The 23,571-nt window shown below is 61.0% G+C and carries 18 protein-coding genes; 12 read left to right on the forward strand and 6 right to left on the reverse strand.

The genetic code is table 11. The features are described 5' to 3' along the window. Nucleotides 1–62 precede the first annotated feature (62 nt). Nucleotides 63–1,391 carry a TolC family protein gene (locus HUV26_RS05570; RefSeq protein WP_174409128.1) on the forward strand — a complete coding sequence of 443 codons (1,329 nt, stop codon included), beginning with the start codon at nucleotides 63–65 and terminating at the stop codon, nucleotides 1,389–1,391. Between the two features lie 78 nt (nucleotides 1,392–1,469). On the opposite strand, the gene eno is transcribed toward HUV26_RS05570, so the two are convergent. Together eno and HUV26_RS05580 are read right to left on the reverse strand one after the other, a co-directional pair. After that, nucleotides 1,470–2,771, reverse strand: a complete 1,302-nt coding sequence (gene eno / locus HUV26_RS05575) for a phosphopyruvate hydratase (protein ID WP_174409129.1) — start codon at nucleotides 2,769–2,771, stop codon at nucleotides 1,470–1,472. Nucleotides 2,772–2,837: 66 nt separating this feature from the next. Continuing rightward, nucleotides 2,838–3,623: a type III pantothenate kinase gene (locus tag HUV26_RS05580; RefSeq protein ID WP_174409130.1), complete on the reverse strand. Its 786-nt coding sequence runs from the start codon at nucleotides 3,621–3,623 to the stop codon at nucleotides 2,838–2,840. 305 nt (nucleotides 3,624–3,928) lie between these two features. Here HUV26_RS05580 and HUV26_RS05585 point away from each other — a divergent pair, with 305 nt between their 5' ends. The 8 genes from HUV26_RS05585 to HUV26_RS05620 all read left to right on the forward strand — a co-directional run bounded on the left by HUV26_RS05585 (nucleotide 3,929) and on the right by HUV26_RS05620 (nucleotide 14,347). Further along, nucleotides 3,929–5,020, forward strand: coding sequence for a hypothetical protein (locus HUV26_RS05585; RefSeq protein WP_174409131.1), 1,092 nt, complete (start codon nucleotides 3,929–3,931; stop codon nucleotides 5,018–5,020). 1 nt (nucleotide 5,021) lies between these two features. Next, complete coding sequence (locus HUV26_RS05590; RefSeq protein WP_174409132.1) at nucleotides 5,022–7,670, forward strand: cytochrome ubiquinol oxidase subunit I; 2,649 nt, start codon at nucleotides 5,022–5,024, stop codon at nucleotides 7,668–7,670. 417 nt (nucleotides 7,671–8,087) lie between these two features. Further along, nucleotides 8,088–9,077 carry a sulfite exporter TauE/SafE family protein gene (locus tag HUV26_RS05595; protein WP_174409133.1) on the forward strand — a complete coding sequence of 330 codons (990 nt, stop codon included), beginning with the start codon at nucleotides 8,088–8,090 and terminating at the stop codon, nucleotides 9,075–9,077. A gap of 11 nt (nucleotides 9,078–9,088) precedes the next feature. Then, complete coding sequence (locus HUV26_RS05600) at nucleotides 9,089–9,526, forward strand: DUF1634 domain-containing protein (protein WP_174409134.1); 438 nt, start codon at nucleotides 9,089–9,091, stop codon at nucleotides 9,524–9,526. A 233-nt stretch (nucleotides 9,527–9,759) separates the two neighbouring features. Then, nucleotides 9,760–11,190, forward strand: a complete 1,431-nt coding sequence (locus HUV26_RS05605) for a transferase (RefSeq protein ID WP_174409135.1) — start codon at nucleotides 9,760–9,762, stop codon at nucleotides 11,188–11,190. A 260-nt stretch (nucleotides 11,191–11,450) separates the two neighbouring features. Beyond that, on the forward strand, nucleotides 11,451–13,037 hold the full coding sequence (locus HUV26_RS05610) for a peptide chain release factor 3 (protein WP_174409136.1): 1,587 nt from the start codon (nucleotides 11,451–11,453) through the stop codon (nucleotides 13,035–13,037). Between the two features lie 135 nt (nucleotides 13,038–13,172). Then, nucleotides 13,173–13,592 (forward strand): YccF domain-containing protein, encoded by a 420-nt coding sequence (locus tag HUV26_RS05615; RefSeq protein WP_174409137.1) that lies wholly within the window; start codon nucleotides 13,173–13,175, stop codon nucleotides 13,590–13,592. A 35-nt stretch (nucleotides 13,593–13,627) separates the two neighbouring features. After that, the gene (locus tag HUV26_RS05620; RefSeq protein ID WP_174409138.1) at nucleotides 13,628–14,347 is read left to right on the forward strand and encodes a DUF2959 family protein; all 720 of its coding nucleotides are present in this window, start codon (nucleotides 13,628–13,630) and stop codon (nucleotides 14,345–14,347) included. 126 nt (nucleotides 14,348–14,473) lie between these two features. On the opposite strand, the gene HUV26_RS16920 is transcribed toward HUV26_RS05620, so the two are convergent. Beyond that, complete coding sequence (locus HUV26_RS16920) at nucleotides 14,474–16,489, reverse strand: HAMP domain-containing methyl-accepting chemotaxis protein (protein WP_205245120.1); 2,016 nt, start codon at nucleotides 16,487–16,489, stop codon at nucleotides 14,474–14,476. Nucleotides 16,490–16,915: 426 nt separating this feature from the next. Here HUV26_RS16920 and HUV26_RS05635 point away from each other — a divergent pair, with 426 nt between their 5' ends. Beyond that, nucleotides 16,916–18,256: a VgrG-related protein gene (locus HUV26_RS05635; protein ID WP_174409139.1), complete on the forward strand. Its 1,341-nt coding sequence runs from the start codon at nucleotides 16,916–16,918 to the stop codon at nucleotides 18,254–18,256. 180 nt (nucleotides 18,257–18,436) lie between these two features. Here HUV26_RS05635 and HUV26_RS05640 read toward each other — a convergent pair whose 3' ends face one another. Both HUV26_RS05640 and HUV26_RS05645 read right to left on the reverse strand, forming a co-directional pair. After that, nucleotides 18,437–19,441: an acyl-CoA dehydratase activase gene (locus HUV26_RS05640; RefSeq protein ID WP_243451284.1), complete on the reverse strand. Its 1,005-nt coding sequence runs from the start codon at nucleotides 19,439–19,441 to the stop codon at nucleotides 18,437–18,439. A 3-nt stretch (nucleotides 19,442–19,444) separates the two neighbouring features. Then, a complete protein-coding gene (locus HUV26_RS05645) occupies nucleotides 19,445–20,716 on the reverse strand; it encodes a double-cubane-cluster-containing anaerobic reductase (protein WP_174409140.1) in 1,272 nt (423 codons plus the stop codon). Between the two features lie 274 nt (nucleotides 20,717–20,990). Between HUV26_RS05645 and HUV26_RS05650 the strand changes: the two genes are divergently transcribed. Together HUV26_RS05650 and HUV26_RS05655 are read left to right on the forward strand one after the other, a co-directional pair. Then, the gene (locus HUV26_RS05650; RefSeq protein WP_174409141.1) at nucleotides 20,991–22,679 is read left to right on the forward strand and encodes a hydantoinase/oxoprolinase N-terminal domain-containing protein; all 1,689 of its coding nucleotides are present in this window, start codon (nucleotides 20,991–20,993) and stop codon (nucleotides 22,677–22,679) included. Between the two features lie 138 nt (nucleotides 22,680–22,817). Further along, the gene (locus HUV26_RS05655) at nucleotides 22,818–23,156 is read left to right on the forward strand and encodes a hypothetical protein (RefSeq protein ID WP_174409142.1); all 339 of its coding nucleotides are present in this window, start codon (nucleotides 22,818–22,820) and stop codon (nucleotides 23,154–23,156) included. Between the two features lie 161 nt (nucleotides 23,157–23,317). Here HUV26_RS05655 and HUV26_RS05660 read toward each other — a convergent pair whose 3' ends face one another. Next, entirely contained in the window at nucleotides 23,318–23,566 is a 249-nt protein-coding gene (locus HUV26_RS05660) for a hypothetical protein (protein WP_174409143.1), read from the reverse strand. Nucleotides 23,567–23,571 lie beyond the last annotated feature (5 nt).

Here is a 23,571-nt window from a genome sequence, read left to right on the forward strand (position 1 = left end):
CCATCGGCTCATGTCACTCCCCGCCAACGCGGAAGGCATGATGCCACCAAGGAGTTTTTCATATGTACGCAGCCGCCCGCAGGCGAATATTCATCCCCCTTCTGTTGCTCGCTCTGGCCCTGCCCGTCAGTGCCCATGCCGAAATGACCTACGACCTTGAGGCCACTGTCCGCAAGGCGCTTGCTGACAACCCGAGCATAGAGGCATCCCGCGCCACCGCTCTGGGTGCGGAAGAGGGCCGCAAGGCCGCACGGGGCGCGTTCGGCCCCAGCCTGAGTTCCACCTACAGCTACACATACAACGACCACAAGAAAAACACCCGGCAGAATCCCATCTCTGACGACGACTACTACACGCTCACCGCGTCCGTCACGCAGCCGGTGTTTACCGGGTTCAACCTGCTTTCCACCTACCAGAAGGCGGAACTGACCAAGGAAAGTGCCGAGCTGGCTAAAAATCTCACCGAGCTCAGCCTCATCCTGAACGTGCAGGAGAACTTTATTAACCTGCTCGTGGCGCGCGAGAACGTACGCAGCGCACAGGCCACCGTAGACCGCCTTGCCTCGCAGTTGCAGGTAACGCAAGCCTATTACGATGTTGGCCTGCAGCCCCGCATAGACGTGCTGCGCGCCGAAGTGCAGCTTTCTGATGCGGAAAACTCGCAGCTTCAGGCCCAGAACGCGCTGGAGACACAGCACGCGCGCCTGAACACCCTGCTCAACCTGCCCCTTGAGGCCGATGTGGACTACAAGGGCGAACTTACGTTCATTCCCACGCCTCTGGATCTGGAATCCAGCCTTGACGTGGCCGCCTCCAACCGCCCCGACCTGCTCATTGCGCGCAAGGCCGTGGAGATTGCCGCAAAGGATCTGAAGATTCGCGAGAGCGACTTCTATCCGCATGCCTCCGCATCCTTCAACTGGTCCAGGATGGGCGACCACCCCAGGGTGGACGGAAGCGAATTTGCCTCTACCGAGTTCAGCAGCTGGTACGCCAAGGGAACCGTTTCATGGGAACTGTTCTCGTGGGGAACCACCTACTACGCCACCCAGCAGGCCAAGCAGACCATAGCCCAGCTTAAGGCGGAAGAAGCCAACACATGGCAGGAAGCGCTGTACGAGATTAAGTCGCGCCACCTGAGCATAGGCGAAGCGGCCAAGCGCATAAAGGTTGCGCAGAAGACCGTGGATTCCGCGCAGGAAGCCTACCGCATGGCCCTTGCACGGTATCAGGCACAGGTGGGCACGAACAACGACGTGCTGGACGCTCAGGCAGACCTCTCCTCCGCAGAGGCTTCGCTGACCAAGGCGCAGGGCGACTACATGATCTCTATCGCCCGCCTGTACAACGCCGTGGGCGAAAAGAACCCCGGCCTGAACGGCAATCCCTAGCCTTTTCTTTCCTCCCGAAAAATCAGAGGCCGGGCAGCGTGTGCTGCCCGGCCTCTTCTCTTTTATTTCCGTAAGGGCCTATTCGTCGTCGGAAAGGCCGAAGTGGGCCGCCATGAAGGGGCCGAAGTAGATGCCGTCGTCATCAAGGTCTTCCTCAATGCGCAGCAGTTGGTTGTACTTGGCAAGACGGTCGCTGCGGCAGAGTGAGCCGGTCTTGATCTGCCCGGCATTCAGCCCCACGGCAAGGTCGGCGATGAAATGATCCTCGGTTTCGCCGGAGCGGTGCGAAATAACGGTGGAATAGGCAGCCTGCTTGGCCATCTCTATGGTATCCAGCGTTTCGGTCAGGGTGCCTATCTGGTTCAGCTTGATGAGGATGGAGTTGCCCACGCCCTCGTCAATGCCGCGCGCCAGAATGTCCGGGTTGGTCACGAAGATGTCGTCGCCCACTATCTGCACGGTGTCGCCCAGCTTTTCCGTCAGCATGCGCCAGCCGTCCCAGTCCTGCTCGGCAAGGCCGTCTTCAATGGAGATGAGCGGGTACTTTTTGGCAAAGTCGGCAAGGTAATCCACCATTTCCGAAGAGGAAAGGGTCTTCTTCTCGCCCGCCAGCACGTACTTGCCGTCCTTGTAGAATTCGGAAGCGGCGGCGTCTATGGCAAGGGCAATATCCCGTCCCGGCACGTAGCCTGCCTCTTCAATGGCGCGCAGGATGTACTGGAACGCCATGTCGTGGCTTTCCAGATTGGGGGCAAAGCCGCCCTCGTCACCCACGGAGGTAACGTGGCCGTCCTTGGCCAGCAGCTTTTTAAGGCTGTGGAAGGTTTCCGTACCCATACGCAGCGCCTCGGCAAAGGTGGGCGCGCCCACGGGCATGATCATGAATTCCTGAATATCCAAATTGTTGGGGGCATGTTCGCCGCCGTTAATGATATTCATGAGCGGCACCGGCAGCACCTTGGCGTTTACGCCGCCGAGGTACTGATACAACGGCAGGCCGAGAAAGCTGGCAGCGGCGCGTGCGGTGGCCATGGAAACGCCGAGCAGGGCGTTGGCACCGAGGCGGTCCTTGTTTTCCGTGCCGTCCACATCCAGCAGAATATTGTCGATATTCACCTGCCGGGTAGCGTCAAGGCCGATGACCGCTTCCGCAAGCTCGCCCACCACGTTGGCAATGGCCTTTTCCACGCCCTTGCCCATGTAACGGCTCTTGTCACCGTCGCGCAGTTCCAGTGCCTCGCGGGTGCCGGTGGAAGCCCCGGAAGGCACGGCGGCGCGGCCGGAATGGCCCGACTCCAGCGAAACTTCCACCTCAACCGTGGGGTTGCCGCGCGAATCCAGAATTTCTCTCGCCCATACCGAAACGATGGTGCTGCTCATTTGCTCTCTCCTTGTGGACGGCTGCGCCGCCCGTTCTGCCGTTTCGCGGCCATGGGCCGCCAACGGTTATTGTCCTGTTCCGCTTTCCGTATATAAAAGCCGCAGGCCTTCCAGCAACAGGTCCGGCCTGACATGGTCAAAACACGTGGCCACACGGGCGATGGACACGGCGAATCCGCCCGTTGCCACCACCTCCATGGGGCCTTCCAGCACGGTGCGCAACCGCACGCACACGCCTTCGGTCATGGAAGCAAAGCCGAAAATGAAGCCGTGGTTCAGGCTGGTTGAGGTACACCGCCCCACCACGGGCATGTCTTCCGCCACTTCCAGACTTATGCGCGGCAGCTTGGCCGTGCGCGATGCCAGCGCCCCCGCAGAGGACTTTACCCCCGGACAGATCAGTCCGCCGAGGTAGGCGTTGTCCTGCACGCAGTCAAAGGTTGTGGCCGTTCCGTAATCCACGGAAACGAGCGAGCGAGGCCCCGGATAGAGCCTGCGCGCGGCATACGCCGCCACAAGGCGGTCTGCCCCCACCTGCTCCGGATGAGTATATCTGTTTTCCAGCGGCACGGGAATATCTCCCGGGGCAAGCAGCAGTTTTTTTCCGAAATACCGGGAGCATGCCTCCCGCATAAGCGGGTCCAGACTGGGCACCACCGAACTGCCCACGCACGCCTCCACCTGCTCCGGCGCTACCCCCGCGTGACGCAGGGCATCCAGCAGCCGCAGCCCCATGGAGTCCGCAGTCTGATCCTGATCAGTGGGCAGCACGTACGAAGTCTGCACACCCGCTGCCGTGGCAAGCCCCATCTTCACGTTGGTGTTGCCTATATCAAACAGAAGTATTGTCATGGCATCCCGTCTTTGGGCTCACGCGACCGGTCATCTTGCCGCCGCGCGTGAACCGCCGCCTTGGTGCACAAAGCGTGAACCGTATCTGCCCACCGGCGCAATGATTAAACACCACACCGTACCAAGAAAACCGGGCAGCGCATAGCCGCCATTTGCCGCCTTGCGCATAGCCCGCAACCGGGCGGCATGCAGCGGCACCTATCCTCTTTGGCGTGAAATGACAAGCAGATGCGCAGATATACTTGCGCAAATGTACACAACCACTTACAAGGGGTATGTTCCATTACCTTGACAAAGGAGTCACCATGTCGCCTGCCGGACTCATTCCTCCGCCTGATGCCATACCTGTCAGTTGGGGATGGCTGGAATCGCTGCTGGTTCTCACGTTTACTGCCCACATACTGCTCATGAACGCGGTTGCGGGCGGGGCCTTTGTCTGCGCCGTACGCTCCCTGAGCTACCGCTCGGACGCTGCGGTACGTGAGCTTTCCCACGCGCTGCCCACACTGTTCGCCCTTACGGTGAACTTCGGGGTGGCACCGCTCCTGTTCGCGCAGATGCTGTACGGGCAGTTCTTCTACACCAGTTCCGTGCTCATGGCGGCATACTGGCTCTCTGTGGTCTTTCTCGCCATCGCCGCCTATTACGGCATGTATCTCTTCCAGTATAAATATGATGCATGGACGCACAGCCGCTGGCTTATTGCCATGGTCTGCGCCGTGCTGCTGTTCATGGGCTTTATCTTTTCCAACAACATGACCATGATGCTTCGCCCGGAGGCATGGCTGGCCTATTTCGGCACGCCGGAAAACCCCGCAGGCGGCACCATGGGCGGCACCATGCTCAACCTTGGCGACCCCGCGCTGCTGCCCCGCTATCTGCATTTTATGGTGGCCGCGCTGGCCGTGGGGGGCCTTACGCTGGCCCTGCTGTTCGACCACCGCCTGCGCAGGGGCACCGTAACGCCGGATGAAGCCGGCCGCCATATCCGCTTCGGCATGATGTGGTTTACCGTGGGCACCGCCTCACAACTGCTGGTGGGCAGCGCGTTCCTCGGTTCTCTGCCGCTGGAAATCCGGCAGCTCTTTCTGGGTGCCTCCACCTTCCATACCGGAGCCTTCGCCATTGCGCTGGTCTGCGTGGCCATAACCCTGCACTACAGCGTGCGCAACCGCGTTTTACCCACCGCCGTGGCACTGGCCTGCACCGTGCTGGCCATGTCTGTGGTGCGCGCACTGGTCCGCGCAGCCTATCTGGCTCCCTACTTCTCGGTGCGCGACCTGCCCGTGCAGCCGGACTACTCCCCCATGGTGCTGTTCGCGGTCATTCTGGCGGCGGGCCTGTGGTGCATCTGGTTCATGGTCCGGCTGGCGTTCCGCCGGAACAAGGAGGAATAGCATGGATTATCCGATCTGGTGGATTCCCGCTCTCTCCGGCGGCTTTATCATCGCCGTCATGGCCGTCTTCCATGTGTTCATCGCCCACTTTGCCGTGGGCGGCGGCCTGTTCCTCGTGCTTACGGAACACAAGGCCTACCGCGAAAACAGTCCGGCCATCCTGAACTACGTGAAACGCCACACCAAATTCTTTCTGCTGCTGACCATGGTGGCGGGCGGCATGACGGGCGTGGGCATCTGGTTCACCATTGGCCTGCTCTCCCCGGCCGCCACTTCCACGCTGGTACACAGCTTCGGGTTCGGCTGGGCCATAGAATGGGTCTTTTTCCTGTGCGAGATAGTGGCGCTTCTGCTCTACCATTACCGCTTCAACCAGATGAACCGGCGTGACCACCTTGTGCTGGGCTGGTTCTATTTCCTTTTTGCCTTCCTTTCGCTGTTCGTCATCAACGGCATAATCACCATGATGCTCACCCCCGGCCAGTGGCTGCACACAGGCCGCTTCTGGGACGGATTCTTCAATCCCACCTTCTGGCCTTCGCTGTTTCTGCGCGGTTCCATCTGTCTTATGGGCGCGGGCCTGTTTGCGCTGGTCACCGCCATCCGCATACAAGAACCCCATGACCGCGAAAGCATGGTCCGCTACGCCGTGCGCTGGATAGCCGTGCCCTTTCTCATCATGGTGCCTTCCGGCCTGTGGTATGTCTTTGCCCTACCGGAGCCGCAGTTCAGCATGGTGGTGCAAAAGTCGGCGCAAACCCCGCAACTGGTGCGCCTGTTCTATCCCATCACCATTGCCATCATCCTCGGCGGGCTGCTGGTTGTCCGGATGCGCGCCCGCGTGCTGCGCACCGGGCTGGTGTGGGTGCTGGTGCTCACCGGGCTGGTCCACATAGGCACCTTTGAATGGATACGCGAGGCGGGCCGCCGCCCCTATCTCATCCACGGGCACACGTGGTCCAACTCGGTCAAGGTAGCGGAAACGGAGCGTATCCGCGAGGAAGGCGCGCTCAGCGTGGCCCGCTGGGTCACCCTGCGCACCGTCACCCCGGAGAACATGGTGGACGCGGGCAAGGAACTCTACCGCCTGCAGTGTCTTGCCTGTCACAGCATCGGCGGGCCCATGCTCTCGGCAGATACCCGCACAGCCGCCCTCACCCAATACGGGCTGGAGGCGCAACTGGCCGGACAGGGCCGCCTGCGCACCTTTATGCCCCCCTTCATGGGCACCGATGAAGAACGCATGGCTCTGGCCGCCTACATCACCGAGACCATACACAAGCGCGATCCTTCCGGCCCCGCCATTGCCCCGCAGGCCATGGCCACGCTGCTGCCCGGCTTTAACAGGCACGAGGCGGAATATGTGCTGGTGGCATGGGCCACCATGGGCATGACCACCTTAGCGGACAACTTTGAGCACTTTACCATGCAGGCTCCCGGCATGACCGTGCGTGCCCAGCTGGTACGCCGGGGCGATTCGCCGGAGCTGGTTACAGAGGATGTAACGCTCACGTACAGCATGGAAAAAGGCTTTGCAGACCCAGCAGCCCATGTGCGGTTCTGGGATGTGGCCAAGGCCCAGTTCGGGACGGATGTGCCCAGAAACACCGGCATTGCCCCCGGCGGTATGCCCGGTGCTCCCATAGAGGGGCCGTTTGCCGTGGACGAGGGCCGCCGCCTGTTCGAGGTGAACGGTCTTGCCGCCATGCCCTACAATGACGACGGCTCCGTGAATCCCTACCCGCTGGTCACCGTGGAGGCGCGCGATGCCTCCGGCGAACTGCTGGCATCCACCCGCGTGCCCCTGCCTGTTTCCACGGAGTGGGGCTGCCGCAACTGCCATGACGGCGAATGGCGCGTGCAGGGCAAAACGGGCATGTCTGACCTGACCGCGCGCAATATCCTTGCCGCGCACGACAAGATAAGCCGCTCAGACCTTGTGGCCCGCGCCGCTTCCGGCAACCCGGTGCTCTGTCAGAGCTGCCACGGCTCCGCCAAGCTCGGTACCGCAGGGCAGGAAGAGCTCATCGGCTTCTCCGCCGCCGTGCACGGCTGGCACGCCAACTATCTGGGCGAAAAGGACGACCGCAGCTGCAAGAGCTGCCACCCCGCCGCCCGCAATTCCATCACGCAGGGTATGCGCGGCGTGCACGCGGCCAAGGGGCTTACCTGCATGAACTGCCACGGCACGCTGGAAGACCATGCCCTTGGCCTGCTCAAAAGGGAAAAGGAAGAAGGCAAACAAGGGGCGGACAAGCTCATGACCTACCTTATCCCCCGCAGGGCTGCCTCGCTGGATGAGGTCATGGCCCGCACCGCGTGGACCAGTGAGCCGGACTGCATGGCCTGCCACGACTTCTTCACCACGCCGGGGGCGGATGCCTCTGCCGCCCACCAGTGGACAGCCGATCCTTCCCAACTGTACAGCGAAAAGCAGGACGACATGGCCGCCATGATGTGTCAGGCCTGCCACGGCCCCACCCACGGCCTGTATCCGGCGGAAAACGCCTACGGCAAAGAACGCAACAACATCATCCCCCTGCAGTACCAGAACCTTGCCGGACCTCTGGGCAGGGGAGACAACTGCATATGCCACACGCGCGAGATGACCATGTACGAATCCGCGCACCATCCCATAATTCCCAAATAGCAACGTCTGTTCGGGCCGCGCGGCATCTGCCGCGCGGCCCGGCTTCTTTCTGAACCACTCCACGCTTCAGCTCACATTCCGCCTCACGCTCCGCCTCCTCCTGCACGGCGAACCGCACATTCTCTCCCGCTTACTTCACCCGCGGCACTCATTTTTCTGTCCCTCTGTCCCGCTCTTTCTTTGACAGGACCACACTTTTCGCAAGATTCGCTTCAGGTACGTAGAGGCGCACCATGACCTATCAGCCGTTCACACCCGGCAACATGCTTAAAACATTGTGACTTTTTATGTATTAAAAATATAAATGGAATCCATTAATAAAATTATTACACATTGACATATTTTTCACATTCTTCTAGGCGAAGGGTATGTAGTAACTGACCTGGGTTAGGGTCAACTTTGTCATGCGAGGAAATCATGCTGAAAAACGTTCTGAAGCTCATCACCAACCTTTGGCTGTGGGTGGCCGTGCTCGTTTTCACGTCCCCCGTGGCCGCCATGGCATCCGCTGCCGCTGAAGCGGGTGTCGTTCCCGGTGGCGACGGCAAACCGTGGTGGTTCTGGCCGCTCGTGCTCCTGGTATTCTGTTTCGTCCTCGGCATCATTGCGGTGCTGGCGGGCGTGGGTGGCGGCGTGCTCTACGTGCCGCTTGTCTCGGGCTTTTTCCCGTTCCACATCGACTTCGTGCGCGGAGCCGGCCTTATGGTCGCCCTTGCGGGTGCCCTTGCCGCCGGTCCCGGACTGCTGAAGCGCAACCTCGCCAGCCTGCGGCTGGCCCTGCCTGTGGCACTCATCGCATCGTCATGCGCCATTGTGGGTGCCGTGCTCGGCCTGTATCTTTCTGCGCTTGATCCGCGCTATGTGCAGACAGCCCTTGGTGCCACCATCATGGGTATTGCCGTGCTGCTGCTCTGCTCCAAAAACTCCGACTACCCCGTGGTGACCAAGCAGGACGCCATAGGTCACGCGCTGGGCATTGAAGGCCTGTATAAAGATCAGGCCACCGGCAAGGAATTCCACTGGAAAACCCACCGCACCCTGCCCGGCCTGTTGCTGTTCATCGTCATCGGCCTTATGGCGGGCATGTTCGGCCTTGGCGCGGGCTGGGCAAACGTTCCCGTGCTGAACCTGCTCATGGGCGCACCGCTCAAGGTTTCCGTTGCCACATCCAAGTTCCTGCTCTCCATCACCGATACGTCGGCAGCATGGATTTATCTCAATCAGGGCTGCGTTATTCCGCTCATGGCCATTCCGTCCATCATCGGCCTTATGGCCGGTTCTTTTGTGGGTGTGCGCCTGCTTGCCATCGCCAAGCCCACGTTTATCCGCTACATGGTCATAGGCGTTCTCTTCTTCGCTGGCTTCAAGGCTCTGGATAAGGGCCTTGGTCTGGGAATCATGGGTTAATGGAGGCAAACATGACAAACGATACAGCAAACTGCGACCTCTCCAGCAAGGCCACTCCCGAGCAGATGCTCTACGCAAAGATCCTTGAGATCGGCGCATACTCCGGCCTGCTGCTCATGATCATATCGTACATTCTCTACGTGCTGGGTGTGTTCACCCCGCATGTGCCCATTGAAACTGTTGTCGCCAACTGGCACCACGGTGTGCATGAGTACCTTGCCGCCACCGGCTCCCCGCAGGGATGGAGCTGGTTTGTCCTCATGGGCAAAGGCGACTACATGAACTTCTTCGGGCTGGCGCTTCTGGCCCTGCTCACCATTGTCTGCTATCTGGTGCTCCTTCCGGGCTATCTGCGCTGCAAGGACAGGGCTTACACCTTCTTTGTGGTGGCCGAAGTGCTGGTTCTCTCCCTCGCCGCCTCCGGGCTGGTGGGAGGCGGAGCGCACTAGGCGCTTCATCGCCGCATCCCCGTGATCACGGCCCCCGGAACACATGTGCGTTCCGGGGGCTTATTTCTTTTGCTGAGGTGAGCACTCTTTTTTCCACAAGTGCCGTTGCGTCTTCGTTGACCGGAGCGCAAAACCGGATATACTCTCCCGTTACACGCTGTCCCGTGCCTTCGTTCCTGTGCCTGCTGATACACCACCACGCACCGGGCAGCGCTCAACACAAGGAGAACTCCATGAAGCTTTTTGGCCAACTGCTTGAACGCATCATAGACCGTGTGAACGTAAATCTGCGCAGCCTCGGGTTCGATGTACGCCCCTACGTGCGCGTTATGGCGGAATACCGCTACGGCGGGTGCTCCTTTGCCTGCTACGGCCTGAGCACCTATCATCCCATCCACCTGCAATTTGACAACTCCAGCCTTTCCGGCAGCTACTTTCTCGGCCGCTGCAAGGTGCGCCATTCCGTGCTCATGCGTAGCGATATACGCGGCGACGAACTGAAGAAAAAGGGACAGATATGGGAGATAGACGACATTCGCATCCCCCTGTACCACGATGAAATCATCACCATCCGCAACAGTTTTCTGGATACCACCCTCGTGCACAGCAATTCCCATTCGCCGGAATCGCCGGAGGAGTTCCCCATCCGCAACACCGTTGCCATGCCCTATGCAAACATTCACGGCGCGCCCATAGAGGGCAGCTTTATCGGCACCTTCGGCACCGTGGACCTTACCTGCGTGCACAACTGCGTCATCGGGCACTTTGCCTACGTGCTGGCAGGCGAAGTGCGGGCAGAATCCTTCCCGCCCGGCACCATTCTGCTGCGGTCCGGCGGCGCGTGGGAGTTCCGCTACACCTATGACCCCGCCGTGCTGGACAGATACATCCGTCATGAAGAGGGAGAAGCACCGGAAGGCCTGTTCATAGACTTTGCGGAACCCTACGAAGACGCCTTTGCCGGGCTCTTCGCCTCCGCGCGGCAGGGAGTGTACCCCGCCGGTGCCGGGTCGTTTGTCAGCCGCTATGCCGTTAAGCGCGGCGAAACCAGCATTGCCAACAACGTGCTGGTTGCCCAGCGCGCGTATCTGGAGAACGCCATCCTGCACACCGGTTCCAACGCGCAGGAAAAGTGCTACATCATCGATTCCGTGCTCGGGCCGCGCTGCGTGGCGGCGCACGGAGCCAAGATTGTGGGCACGCATCTGGAGGAGCACATCTTCGTGGGCTTTAACTGCTTCCTGCACGGCACGGCAAAAGCCCCGCTGACCATAGGGCGCGACTGCATTGTCATGCCGCACACCATCATAGACCTGGAAGAGCCGGTGCACGTTCCTGCCAACAGGCTGGTCTGGGGCATCATCCGGCGGGCGGCGGATCTGGAGGAAAACTCCATCGATCTGGACGAACTTGCAACAGGCAGCGGCGATGTGCGCATGGGACGCATGACCTTCCGGGGTGATGCGGCTGGTTTCGTGCGCGGATTCCGTGACCGGATAGACCACATCTTGCAGGAGAACGGCGCGTTCTGGGACGGGCACGATGAGGTCAGCAAGGGCCACAGCCAGAACATGAAGTATCTTACCTTCAACATCATCCAGCCCTATGCGGACGGCGACGCGGAAGGGTTGTATCCTACCATTGACATACGGCCCATAGGGTAGCGTTACGCTGACCGGGGCATACCGCCAGAAAAAACGGCCCTTCCCACATGCCGCGTGCGCGGAGTGCGGGATGGGCCGTTCTGCTCTGTCTGCCGAAGTTGCCCCCGGCAGTCCAACAGCATGCGCCCCTTGGGTATTCCTGCCGGGACGTATAGAGGCATACGCCCGTATTGACCCCGCCACCGCGTTAAGGCATAACCGGAAGCCTTTGCGCGGGGGTTTTCGCCCTCGTGCCGACGATATTTTTCAAGGATCGGGATATGAACAAGGAACTCAAGCGGGAAGTGGACAAGCGCCGCACCTTCGGCATCATAAGCCACCCGGACGCGGGCAAGACCACCCTCACGGAAAAGCTGCTGCTCTACGGCGGCGCCATTCAGATGGCCGGAACGGTTAAGTCGCGCAAAGCGGCGCGCCACGCCACCTCGGACTGGATGGCCATGGAGCAGGAACGCGGCATTTCCGTTACCTCCTCGGTCATGAAGTTTGAATACAACGGCTACGAGATAAACCTGCTGGACACCCCCGGCCACCAGGACTTTTCCGAAGACACCTACCGCGTGCTCACCGCCGTGGATTCCGGCCTGCTGGTCATAGACGTGGCCAAGGGCGTGGAAACCCAGACCCTTAAACTCATGGACGTGTGCCGCCTGCGCAGCACGCCCATCATCACCTTTATCAACAAGCTGGACCGCGACGGTCTGGACCCCTTTGCCGTTATGGCGGACATAGAAGAGCGGCTGAAGATAGAATGCGTGCCGCTCACATGGCCCATAGGCATGGGTTCCACCTTCCGGGGCACATGGAACATCCTTAAGCACGAACTGCACCTCTTCAGCGCCACCCATGGCGGCAAGGTGCAGAAGGGCGACATCTTCAAGGATATTAACGACCCCCGCCTTACCGATGTTCTGGGCGAACAGGTGCATCAGCTGCGCGAGGAACTGGCACTGCTGGAAGGCGCGGGCACTCCCTTTGATCTGGCGCGTTACCGCAAGGGCGAGCAGACCCCTGTGTTCTTCGGCTCCGCCATAAACAACTTTGGCGTGCAGGAAATGCTCAATTCCTTTGTGGAACTGGCTCCGCCTCCGCAGCCGCGCCCCACCACCACGCGCGACGTATCGCCCTACGAAGACGAGTTTTCCGGCGTGGTCTTCAAAATTCAGGCAAACATGGACAAGAACCACCGGGACCGCATCGCCTTCATGCGCATCTGTTCCGGCAAGTTCACGCGCGGCATGAAGGTGAAGCACCACCGCGTGGGCAAGGATTTTACCATCGCCAACGCCACCATCTTTATGGCGCAGGACCGAACAGGCATAGAAGAAGCCTTTCCCGGCGACATCATAGGCATTCACAACCACGGAACCATCAAGATTGGCGATACCTTCACGGATAAGGAACCGCTCAAGTTCATCGGCATTCCCAACTTTTCGCCGGAACACTTCCGCCGGGTGCAGCTCAAAGACCCCATGAAGCGCAAGCAGCTGCAAAAAGGCCTTGAGCAGCTGGCGGAAGAAGGCGCGGTGCAGCTTTTCCGCCCGATCAGCAACAGCGACTACATTTTAGGCGCCGTGGGCATGCTGCAGTTTGATGTCATAGTACACCGGCTGCTGCACGAGTACGCGGTGAACGCCCTGTACGAGCCGGTTTCCGTAACCACGGCCCGCTGGATTCACAGCGAAGACAAGCGCGCGCTGGACGACTTTACAGACTACTACCGCAGCGACCTGGCCATAGACGCGGAAGGATGCCTTGCCTACCTTGCGCCCAACCCGTGGAAGCTGGAATCTGCCGTGGAGCGGTTTCCCAAAATATTGTTCAGCACCACACGGGAGATCCGCTGACCCCCTACGGAACGAAAGAACACATATCCGCCAAGGGACTGCGCAAAAAGTCCTTTTCCGCAGGCTGTGCAAGATGATACGGTGAGGGAAGCGGTACCTGTTCGCCCATGCGGCGGCAAACAAAGGATGCAGCATATGATACAAGTTATTCTCAACATCCTCTGGCTTGTTCTCGGCGGCATTGCCATGGGGCTGGGATGGTATGTTGCCGGCCTGATCATGGTTGTCAGCATCATCGGCATACCGTGGGCCAAGTCGTGCTTCGTCATCGGCACTTTCGCCCTGTGGCCCTTCGGCAAGGAAGTGGTCAGCCGCCAGTTCGTCACGGGGCAGGCCGACATAGGCACCGGGACACTGGGCCTTGTGGGCAACGTTATCTGGTTTGTTCTCTGCGGCCTGTGGCTCGCCATCGGGCACCTTGTCGCGGCCCTGCTCAGCTTCATCACCATCATCGGCATACCGTTCGGATTCCAGCACCTCAAACTGGCCACCATCTGCCTTGCGCCCATCGGCAAGACCGTGGTGGAACGCCCCAACCCCTTCCTTGACAAGTAACCGGAAACCCCAAGCAGCCAAGGCAGAAGAACGCCATGAAGCATTTCATAGAACTTTCCCTGATGAACACAAAGACGCATACAGCTGCCCAAAAACGCGTGCTGCGGCCCGCCGTTGCCATTCTGATCATGGTGATGCTCGCCGCCACCGCAGGATGCCAGAAAGCCTATTACGGTGCCATGGAGATGGTGGGGGTGCAGAAACGCCAGATTCTCGTTGACCGCTCGGAAGACAGCCGCAACGCCCTGCACGCGGCCATGACCGATTTCGGCCCCGTGCTGGACAAATTCTCCAGCCGCCTGCAACTGGCAGGGCAGCCCCCCAAAGAGCGCTATGAAGCCGTGCAGGCCCTTTTTGACGTGGTGGATTCCCGCGCGCAGACACTGAACAAAAGTCTGGATAAAACGCAGGACGTGGCTGATGCCCTCTTCGCGGACTGGGAAAAAGAAGCACGCGGCTACGCAAGCGAAGCCCTGCAGGAAACCGCCCGCCAGCGCCTGAACGAGACCCGCGACGCCTTCCGCACCATGATGCGCGCCGCCCGCCGTGCGGAAGACACTGTGCCGCCGGTTCTTGAACCGCTGCGCAGGCACACCCTGCACCTCAAGATCAACCAGAACGATGAGGCAGCCGCCACTGTGGACGCGGAGCTCCCCCGCCTGCAGCAGGACATTGTCGCGCTCCAGCAGCACATGCAGACCGCCATTGACGAGGCAAACCGCTTTATCCATTTCATGAACCGCAGCGGGAAGTAGCCCCCGGCATTGCCGTATTCCGCAGGCAGTATACCACGTTTTTTCAGCACACAGACAACAAGCCGCCCGGGGTCAATGACCAACCGGGCGGCTTTGTTATTTTGGGCTGTCTCCGTTCCGGAAACCTTAGAACCGTTCAAACGCCTCGTCGTCTTCCATGGAAAGGGCAATGCCTGCTCCGGCGGCTGCAGCCTCTTGGGCAGTATCGCGGGGGGCCTCCTTCTGTCCGCGCGGGGCTGCGGGCAGCGGAACATGCTTTCCGGTCACGGCAGGCTTATGCAACGAGGCAATGGCCGTCACCGTGCGCCTGCGGGAATAGCCGGTGTCTGAAATGCGGAAGAAGCCCATGGTTTCCTGCAACTGCGAAGCCTGACTCGCCAGTTCCTCGGAGGTGGAAGACATCTGCTCCGATGCCGAAGCGTTCTGCTGCACCACCTGATCAAGCTGCTGAATGGCCTTGTTTATCTGCTCCGCCCCTGCGTTCTGCTCGCTGGAGGCAGAGGCTATTTCCTGCACAAGGTCCGCCGTGCGCTTGATATCCGGCACCAGCTTCATGAGCATGGCCCCCGCCTTTTCCGCCACGGCCACGCTGCTGGAAGAAAGCTCGCTTATCTCGGCCGCTGCCGTGCCGCTGCGCTCTGCCAGCTTGCGCACCTCTGCCGCCACCACGGCAAAGCCCTTGCCATGCTCGCCCGCGCGGGCCGCTTCAATGGCGGCATTCAGGGCCAGCAGGTTGGTCTGGCGGGCAATCTCCTCCACAATGGAAATCTTCTCCGCAATATGCTTCATGGCGTCCACCGTGCTTGCCACGGCATTGCCGCCTTCCTGCGCATCCTGCGCTGCCTGCGAGGCAAGGGTCTCTGTCTGACGGGCGTTGTCCGCCGTAAGGCTTATGTTGGAACTCATCTCCTCCATGGAAGACGATATCTCTTCAATGCTCGCCGCCTGCTCCGTGGCTCCCTGCGACAGGCTTTGCGATGAGGCGGAAAGCTCCTCGCTGCCGGAAGCCACATTCTCCGCTGCCGCAGAAACCTCGCTGACGATGCCGGAAAGCTTGGAAACCATCACCTGCATGCTCTGGTACACGCCCATGGCGTTCGCCCGGAACGAAAGAACCATATTGCCTTCCGCCAGTTTGTTGGCAATCTCCGCAATCTCTGAAGGGTCGCAGCCAATCTGCCTGAGCACATTACGCGCCAGCCAGAAGGCGATAAGCACACCAAAAACCACTGCAAAAAGCCCCACGGAAAGAATGATCATGGTCGCCGTATCGTTGGCACGCTGCACGGCCGGCCCAAGCGTATTCTGGGCATTGGTCAGAATGGTCCGTATCTCCTCAGCGTATCCGGCTATGGCCGGACCAAGGGTATCCAGCCCGGCGGCTATGCGGTCACGATCCCTCGTCTCCGTCAGTATGGCAGCAAACGTCCCGGCGTATGCTCCCGCCACGCGCTGCACTTCCGCCACCTGCGCGGCACCGGACCCGGCATTCAGTTCTCCCTGCAAGCTTTGCAGTTCTTTCTGCATATGGGCATACTGCGCTGCCACGCCATCCGCATCCGCCTGCTCTGCCGTGTCCAGAAACCGCAGCACGTGCAGCCGCATGAGCAGCAGGTGGCGCATGGCAAACCCGGCATGCAGGGCCGCCCCCACATCCCCCTGCTTTTCAGAGGTTGTAAGAATCTCCGCCAGCCGCGCCTCCATGACCGGGCCGTCCGCATAGAGCGATGCGACCATGGGGGCCATCTTGGTACCCAGCGTTACCACCTGTCCGAAGGCGACATCGTACTGGCGTATAGCCTCCTGCGTCTTGTCCAGCAGGGCTCGCTCATCCGTGCCGGTTATAAGGGTACGCGCCTCTTCCATGTCTTGCTGCACGGCCGCCATCTCTTTGCGGTATTTCTGCACATCCTCCTCCTTGCCATAGGCAAGGAAGTTGCGCACATCCATACGCACCAGCAGCATGTCTGCCTGCACCCGGCCCGCAAGATTGGCCTGCCGGGCCATGTTCCGGTACGAACTGAACCCGGATGAAGCGTTTCCGATGGCAAAGTAGGCGGTTGCGCCCACCACCATGAGCAGGGCCAACACAATGCCGAACCCGGCGTAGAGCTTGGAGGATAAACGGAGATTGGCGAACACGGGTTGTCTCCTTGCATAAGAATGAATATGTGCCTGTCTTTGACAGCGAACCGGTGCAAAGGCGCAATACAGCATGGTGCACGCTCTCGCGCCCGGGCCTTTCTTGCGCTGTGCCTGTTCCCGGCACGGCGGCTACGCAAAGCGGTTCTGATGCTAAACACACTACACAGCACAAAGCGATACGGTGTATTATAAATGCGTATGCGCTGGTATTTTTTGCAACAGACCAGCCCGCACGCTTCTCAAAGACGGCACACCAGCCCCGCAGCGCATGCCACCACTGCCGGACAGCAGGGGACAAAGACCCGACACCCCGCCTGCAAAATAGGCGGACACGGACGGGCGAACACAGTCATATCTTCCGTAATAAAAGAATTTTTACCATATCGGCACCGGAGTTGCTTTGTACGCCGCAAGGAGCCGTACATGAGCATCAACCCCGCAGCCATAGGGCGTATCAGCGCCCACGTCGACCGCCTCTCGCAGGGCGGTGCCGACTCCGTATTCGGCGGCGGGACGACCGGCTTTGGGGCGGGAAAAATTCCCGGCATAGGCGGCCCCGGCGGGAGTCCGGGGGGCGGTCTGGGCGGTGTTCTGGGCGGCAAGTTTGCCCAGCTGATGAGCGACCCCATGGTTCAGATGACCAACCCCGCTGTCCTGCAAGGCGTGCTCGGGCTGGACGGCGGCGAAGGGGTCAAGAACCTGACGCCTGAAGACAGCGCCATAAGCGGCGGACTGAACCTGACCAACGTCAAGGCACTGGCAACCCTCACCAAGGTCATGGGCAATGAAGAAAGCCCCATGGCGAACATGTTCCGCAGCATCCCCACGCCGGAAGGCAACGCCATCCGCATGTCCGTGGACAAGAGCACGGCTTCCTTTTCTGCATATGACCCCATGAGCGCGTTGCAGGCATCGTCCCGCGCCGCTGCGCGCGGTGACATGCGGGCCGCGCTTTCCGAACTGGTGAACGCCGCCAATGCCATGAAGGCCCAGCGCACGCCGGAACCGGCTGTCCCTGAAGCACCTGAAATAGCAGAATCTATTGACGACACAGAAGAATACGGCATCTACCGCAAGGCAGAGCAAGAGGCACAGAGGGAATTTGCCGAAGCGACGCGGCTTGCGCGCAACGGCGGTGCCGGGTTCAAACCGGGTGCCCTCTCTGCGCTGTTCGAGTCGGGCGGAGACGGGGGCATAGCCGCCATAGGCTATGACAGGCGGGGCGGAACATCGTACGGGAAGTTCCAGATGTCATCCCGCGCGGGAACAATGGACGCCTTCATCCATTATCTGGATACCCACGCCCCGGACATGGCTTCGCGCCTGCGCCAGTCCGGCAGCGCGAACACGGGTTCCCGTTCCGGGGCCATGCCCGACGCATGGAAGGAAATAGCCCGCTCACAGCCCGCGCGGTTTGAAGAATTGCAGGAGAACTTCATCCACCGCAATCACTTCTCCCCTGCCTACCGGGCCATCAGCAAAGCCATGAATGTAGACTCCATGAGCCCCGCCATGCAGGAGGTGCTGTTCTCCACCGCCGTGCACCACGGTCCCACCGGCGCGGTACGCATATTTGCCAGAGCCTACGGCAGAACCGGCGGATTCAACCCCGCCAGCGAAGCGGAGTTCATCCGCAACATCTACAGCATACGCCAGCGCCAGTTCGCCACCTCCACAGAAGGGGTCAGAACCGCCGTGCAGGGCAGGCTGGGCGATGAGCTGCGCATGGCCCTGAGCATGCTGGAACGCGGCGACATGGCCTGACGGCCTTTGCCGCATGCCGAACAGCGCATCCAGCCGCTCGTAGCCCGCAGGTAGTAAGTATCCCACGGGCGACATCCTGCTGTCTCCTCTTTCAGACGGACGCTCTTTCAGGCTGCCGGTATCCCTGACTGACAGCATCCCTGACTGACGGTATCCCTGACTGGCGGATATCGGCAAACGCTAGCCTGCCGGTCGTATTTCCGCATCCGCCACCGCACATCCCCACAATGCCGCGCCCAGCGCGCCGGTCATATCCGGCTCAGCAGAAATGAGCAGCGTCTGTTCCGTTGCGCCCAGTTCCTTTTGCAGCAGATGACGCATGCACGGGTTGCGGGCTACGCCCCCCGTGAAGACCACGGGAAACTCCAGCCCCACCCGCCGCAGCATGTTCACCGTGCGCCGCACAATGGACTGGTGCAGCCCCAGCGCAATATTCTGCGGGCGTATGCCCTGCGCCATAAGCGAGGTGGCCTCTGTTTCAGCAAAGACCGTGCACATGGAATTGATGAGCGGCGCGTCATCCCCTTCCAGCGCATACAGCCCGAACGCCTGCACATCCATCTGGAACACCGTGGCCGTGTACTCCAGAAACTTGCCCGTGCCTGCGGCGCAACGGTCATTCATCTCAAACCGGGAAACCCGGCCCGGCAGCGTGCCGGATGCCGCGTCTCCTGCCCGCGGCGGCAGCAGGGCAATGGCCTTGGTATCCTGCCCGCCTATGTCCAGCACTGTGCGGGCGTGGGCAAAATCATGGGCCGCTCCCAGGGCGTGGGCCTTGATCTCGGTTATGGTTTCCACGCTCACGGCACCGGACACCGCCCCGCCATCACGCACGCCGCTCTCTGCAAGGCTGTTCACCGCCGCCTGCACCAGTTCCCTGCCGTAGCCGGTGGCCACAATGCGCTGCGGCAGGCAGTCCTGCAGCAGGACCCGGCACTGTTCCACCGGATGAAAGGTGGTGGGCAGGCGGCGCTGGAGCACGGTGCGCCATGCGGCAGCCTGCCCGCCTTGTCTGTTGTCCTGTCCAATGCCGGAGCCAATGCCGGAGCCAATGCCGGACGGGGCGTCCGGCCAAACATAAGACCGGACGTCCGTCAGACCGTCATGGCAACTGTGCGGGGCACAACGCTCGCGGACCACAATCTCCATGGACCGCGAGCCTATATCAATTCCTGCAACCCGCACGGGTCAGCGCACCATTTCCACAAAGGCCTGCACGCGCGTCTTCAGCTGCTCCACATCCTCCATGCTGTAGTCGGTTTCCATGGCCAGCATGGGGATACCTTCCGCACGCAGTGCGCCTTCCACCTTCATGGCTTCGTGGGCATAGGGCTGGCAGAACATGAGCGCATAATGGACCACGCCGTCCGCCTTCAGTTCCTTTGCCATGTCCACCACGTTATCCAGCCGTTCCGTGTTGGGAGTAAAGCACGCACAGTCTATGCGCATGTAGCGGTCCACCAGAGCGTCTATCATGCCGTCCATGTCTGCGGGCGATTCGTCCACAAGGTCACGGGTATTGCGGGTGCCTATGCACGATTCTTCCCCCACTATGACCGCACCGGAACCTTCCATCACATACGGCAGTTTCCAGTTGGGCACCGCCATGGGACAGCCGGAAAGCATAAGCCGCACCGTGCCTGCCGGGGCAATACCCTCGCCCTTGGCAATGCGGGCTTCCATCTCATCGCACAGTGCGTTCACGGACTGGGTGAACCGCACGGGGTCGTCATAAAAAGAAACCTGATTGATAAGCAGTGCGTCCCGGCCGGATATGGGGGCCGGGTCTGCCGCACGCAGACGGCTCAGGCGCTGCAGGGCGCGACGCTTGTCGTTCACGACCTTTGTTGCAGCGGCAAGGCGCTCCGGGGTTATGGTCACTCCGGTCAGCCGCTCCAGCTCGGATGTATACCGCAGCACCTCTGCCCGGAACAGGGCGCGGGCGCTTTCGCTCTTGGTCTGGGGCAGTTCCATCACATGCATGTTCACATGCTCGGCAAATGCCTCATACGCCTTTTTCTTGCCGTCACAGGTGGTTTCTCCCACCACCATGTCACAGGATTCGGTATAGGGACACAGACGCGCCAGCTTGAAGCCGATAAAGGATTTGATGAGCGCGCAGGTGTTGCGGGGAACCAGCTTTTCCGCCTGTTCCGTACCCGCATCCGCCCCGGCACACAGCCCCACGTGCACGGCATCTGCCGCAAGGGTAAGCTCCTCGGGCACAAAGACACAGAAGGTGCCTATAACCTTGCGCCCCTGCGCCTTGGCGTCCTGCAACTCCTTCACGCGCAGCCCGTGCACCTCGCTGAGCACAAAGTCCAGATATTCCATACCCTTCAGGCGGCCCTGCTGCGACAGATAGATGTCACCGTAAAACTTACCCAAAACGGCAAGCAGGCCGTCATGGGCGGGGATGTCCAGGTTCAGCTTTTCCCACATTTCCTTGTACGCACTCATGGTCTTCCTCCGGCTGATGGTTGAGAGGGACGGTACGGGGTCAGGGTATTCGATCTGAAGTTGTAGCAGTGCGGGATAGTTACGCAAAATAGATTCTGCTGATAGATTTCTCACTCAAGCATAGAGTACGACAATGCCCTCCGCCCACGCTGTCTGAGTGCGGTTGCCAAACGCCCTGCCGACAGGTACACCACAACACACCTGAATTCACGGGAAAGGGCCGAAGGGCGGGGCGTACGGACACCCCTGAGGCACCCCGCAAGCAAGAGCAGCCATGAACAGCACGCAGACATACATTATCGGCGTGGACGCCGGAGGCACATATACGGATGCGGTCATTACGGAAGCCGCATCGGGCCGGGTTATAGCCTCCGCCAAGCGTCCCACCACCCATTACGACCTGAGCGAGGGTATTCGCGGCGCACTGCAGGCGGTGATGCACGCATCGCAGGTGCCGCCGTCCGCCGTGTCCATGACCTGCGTTTCCACCACCCTTGCCACCAACGCACTGGTGGAGGGCAAGGGGGCAGATGTGGGCCTGTTTGTCATCGGCTTCAACCAATGGCTGGAAGTGCCTGCGGCGGCAGCCCGGTTCATTCCCGGCGGACACACCATTCAGGGTGAGGAGCAGGAACCGCTGGGCCTCAACTTTGTGCTGGACGGCCTGAAAGAACTGCATGGCAAGGTGGACGCGTGGGCCGTGTGCGGCACCATGTCCTTTGTGAATCCCGCCCATGAACTTGTGGTGGCCAAGGCCATTCAGCTTACCGGCGGCGTTCCGGTTTTCTGTTCCCACGAGGCAAGCATGCGGGCGGGCATGAAGGAGCGGGCCACCACCGCCTGCCTGAACGCCCAGCTTTTGCCTGTCATGCGCGATTTTCTGGACGGTATGCGCCGCGCGCTGGACGCACTGGACATTGCGGGTGAAGTGCTCGTGGTGCGCGGCGACGCCCGCGCCATGCGCATGGAAGAAGCCCTGCGCCAGGCCGCTTCCACCGTTGCCAGCGGTCCCGCCGCCACCGCCCTGTTCGGGGCGCACCAGTCTCAGGAGCAGGACGCGCTTATTGTGGACGTGGGCGGCACCACCACGGACATTACCATCATCCGCTCCGGCAACCCGGTCATAGACCCGCAGGGCATGACCATAGGCAAGTGGGAAACCCACGTGGAAGCGGTGGAAATGTTCACTGTGGGCGTGGGCGGCGACAGCTTTGTACGGCCCGCGCGCGACGGTTCCTTTTCGCTGGGTCCGGCCCGCGTGCTGCCGCTGTGCATGACGCAGAACCTGCCTGATCCGGCGCAGTGGCTGGGCCACGGCCCTAACGCGCGCTGCATCATACCCATTTCCAGACAGGAGCCTGCACCGGAAGCACCGGCAAATCTTCCACCGGAAGCGCAGGCCATTCTGCGCCACCTGACCGAAAACGGCCCGGCCACGCCCGGCCAGATCATGCGTGCCCTCTCCCTTGCCGAGATCACCGTGGACCAGCACCTCACCCGGCTGGTCAGGCTCCAGCGGGTAGCCGAGGCAGGCTTTACCCCCACGGATGCCCTGCATGTGCTGGACAGGCTTCAGCTTGGCAACGCGGCTTTCTCCCTTGCCGCAGCAAAGGCACTGGGGGCTGTGCACGGACAGGATGCCCGCGAATTCTCCCTTGCCGTGCTGGCAGAGGCGGAGCGCATCATTGAGGAAACGATTCTGCGCCATGTCACCCGCCGCGAGGCAGGCGACAGTCTGGCGGCGTTTCTGGCGGCACGCGACCGCAAGGGGGGCAGTGCCCCGCTCATTTCCGTGGCAGTTTCGCTCAACGTGCCCATGGTGGGCATAGGCGCGGCTGCCCGCCTGCTTCTGCCCGGCGTGGCGCGCAGGCTGGGAGCGCACATCGTCTTTCCGGAACGGCATGAGGTGGGCAACGCTCTGGGAGCAGCCCGCATGGCGGCGGCTCACGTGCAGCACGCGTAAAACGCTCTGCGCCCACCCCCAAACGCGGGGACGCAGCCTCCATCCAAGGCTGGCACCCCAAGCTGGACAACCGGAACACGCATCCTATATCTTCGGAAAAACTCATACTTCGCAAGACGGAACTCAGGAGGCAACGGAATGCACTTTCGACCCAAGGCGTTTGAAGCGGTAATAGAGGTGGGGAGCGAATGCGAGGATTGCACCATTGTACACGGCTGGCTGCACGCGGACGGGCAGTGGGTGCTGCACGCATGGGGTGAGACGGATGCCGCCGTCTATGACCTGACCGAATCCCGCGAGCCCTTCCGCAAGGAAGACTACTATGCCCGGTTCGGCGCAACGGAAGAACGCCTCAGACGCTATACCCGCATAGAGTTTTTCACGCTTCTGGGCGACCACAGGCACTTTGGCCCGTATGACAAGGAATTGTTCTTTGCCGAGACTTCGGCAACCGACCCGCTTGAACGGCTGAAGTAGCCTGCCTGCGCGCAGCCTTTCCACCTGCGCAGGGCGGCTGCGTTCCTGCTGCACGCCGGTTCAGTGCGAGCACGAGCCGGTTCAGTACGCCCCGCCTAGTCGGGTGGGCTAAGTGCGTGGGCTAAGCAGGTGGGCTAAGCACGCCGACTCAGTGCGCAGGTTCAGTCCCGCGCGCCTTCCTGCTGCGGGAGAAGGCCGCGCTTTTGAATGGAAATGGCCTGCTCGCCCTTGAAGGACGAAACGCAGCCCGTAAGGGGCGCAACCGTCAGCAGTATCAGCAGCAGGGCTGCCAGCATGACTACCGGCGGGACTTGCGTCAGAGTTCGCGGCAGGGCTGGCGGCGGACTCAGTCGCAGGGCCGCATGAGAGGCGGACAGGGGGGCGGAGAAATGCCCCTTAGGTTTGTGCATGGCAG

It is taken from the genome of Desulfovibrio psychrotolerans, assembly GCF_013340305.1.
Lineage (GTDB): Bacteria > Desulfobacterota > Desulfovibrionia > Desulfovibrionales > Desulfovibrionaceae > Halodesulfovibrio > Halodesulfovibrio psychrotolerans.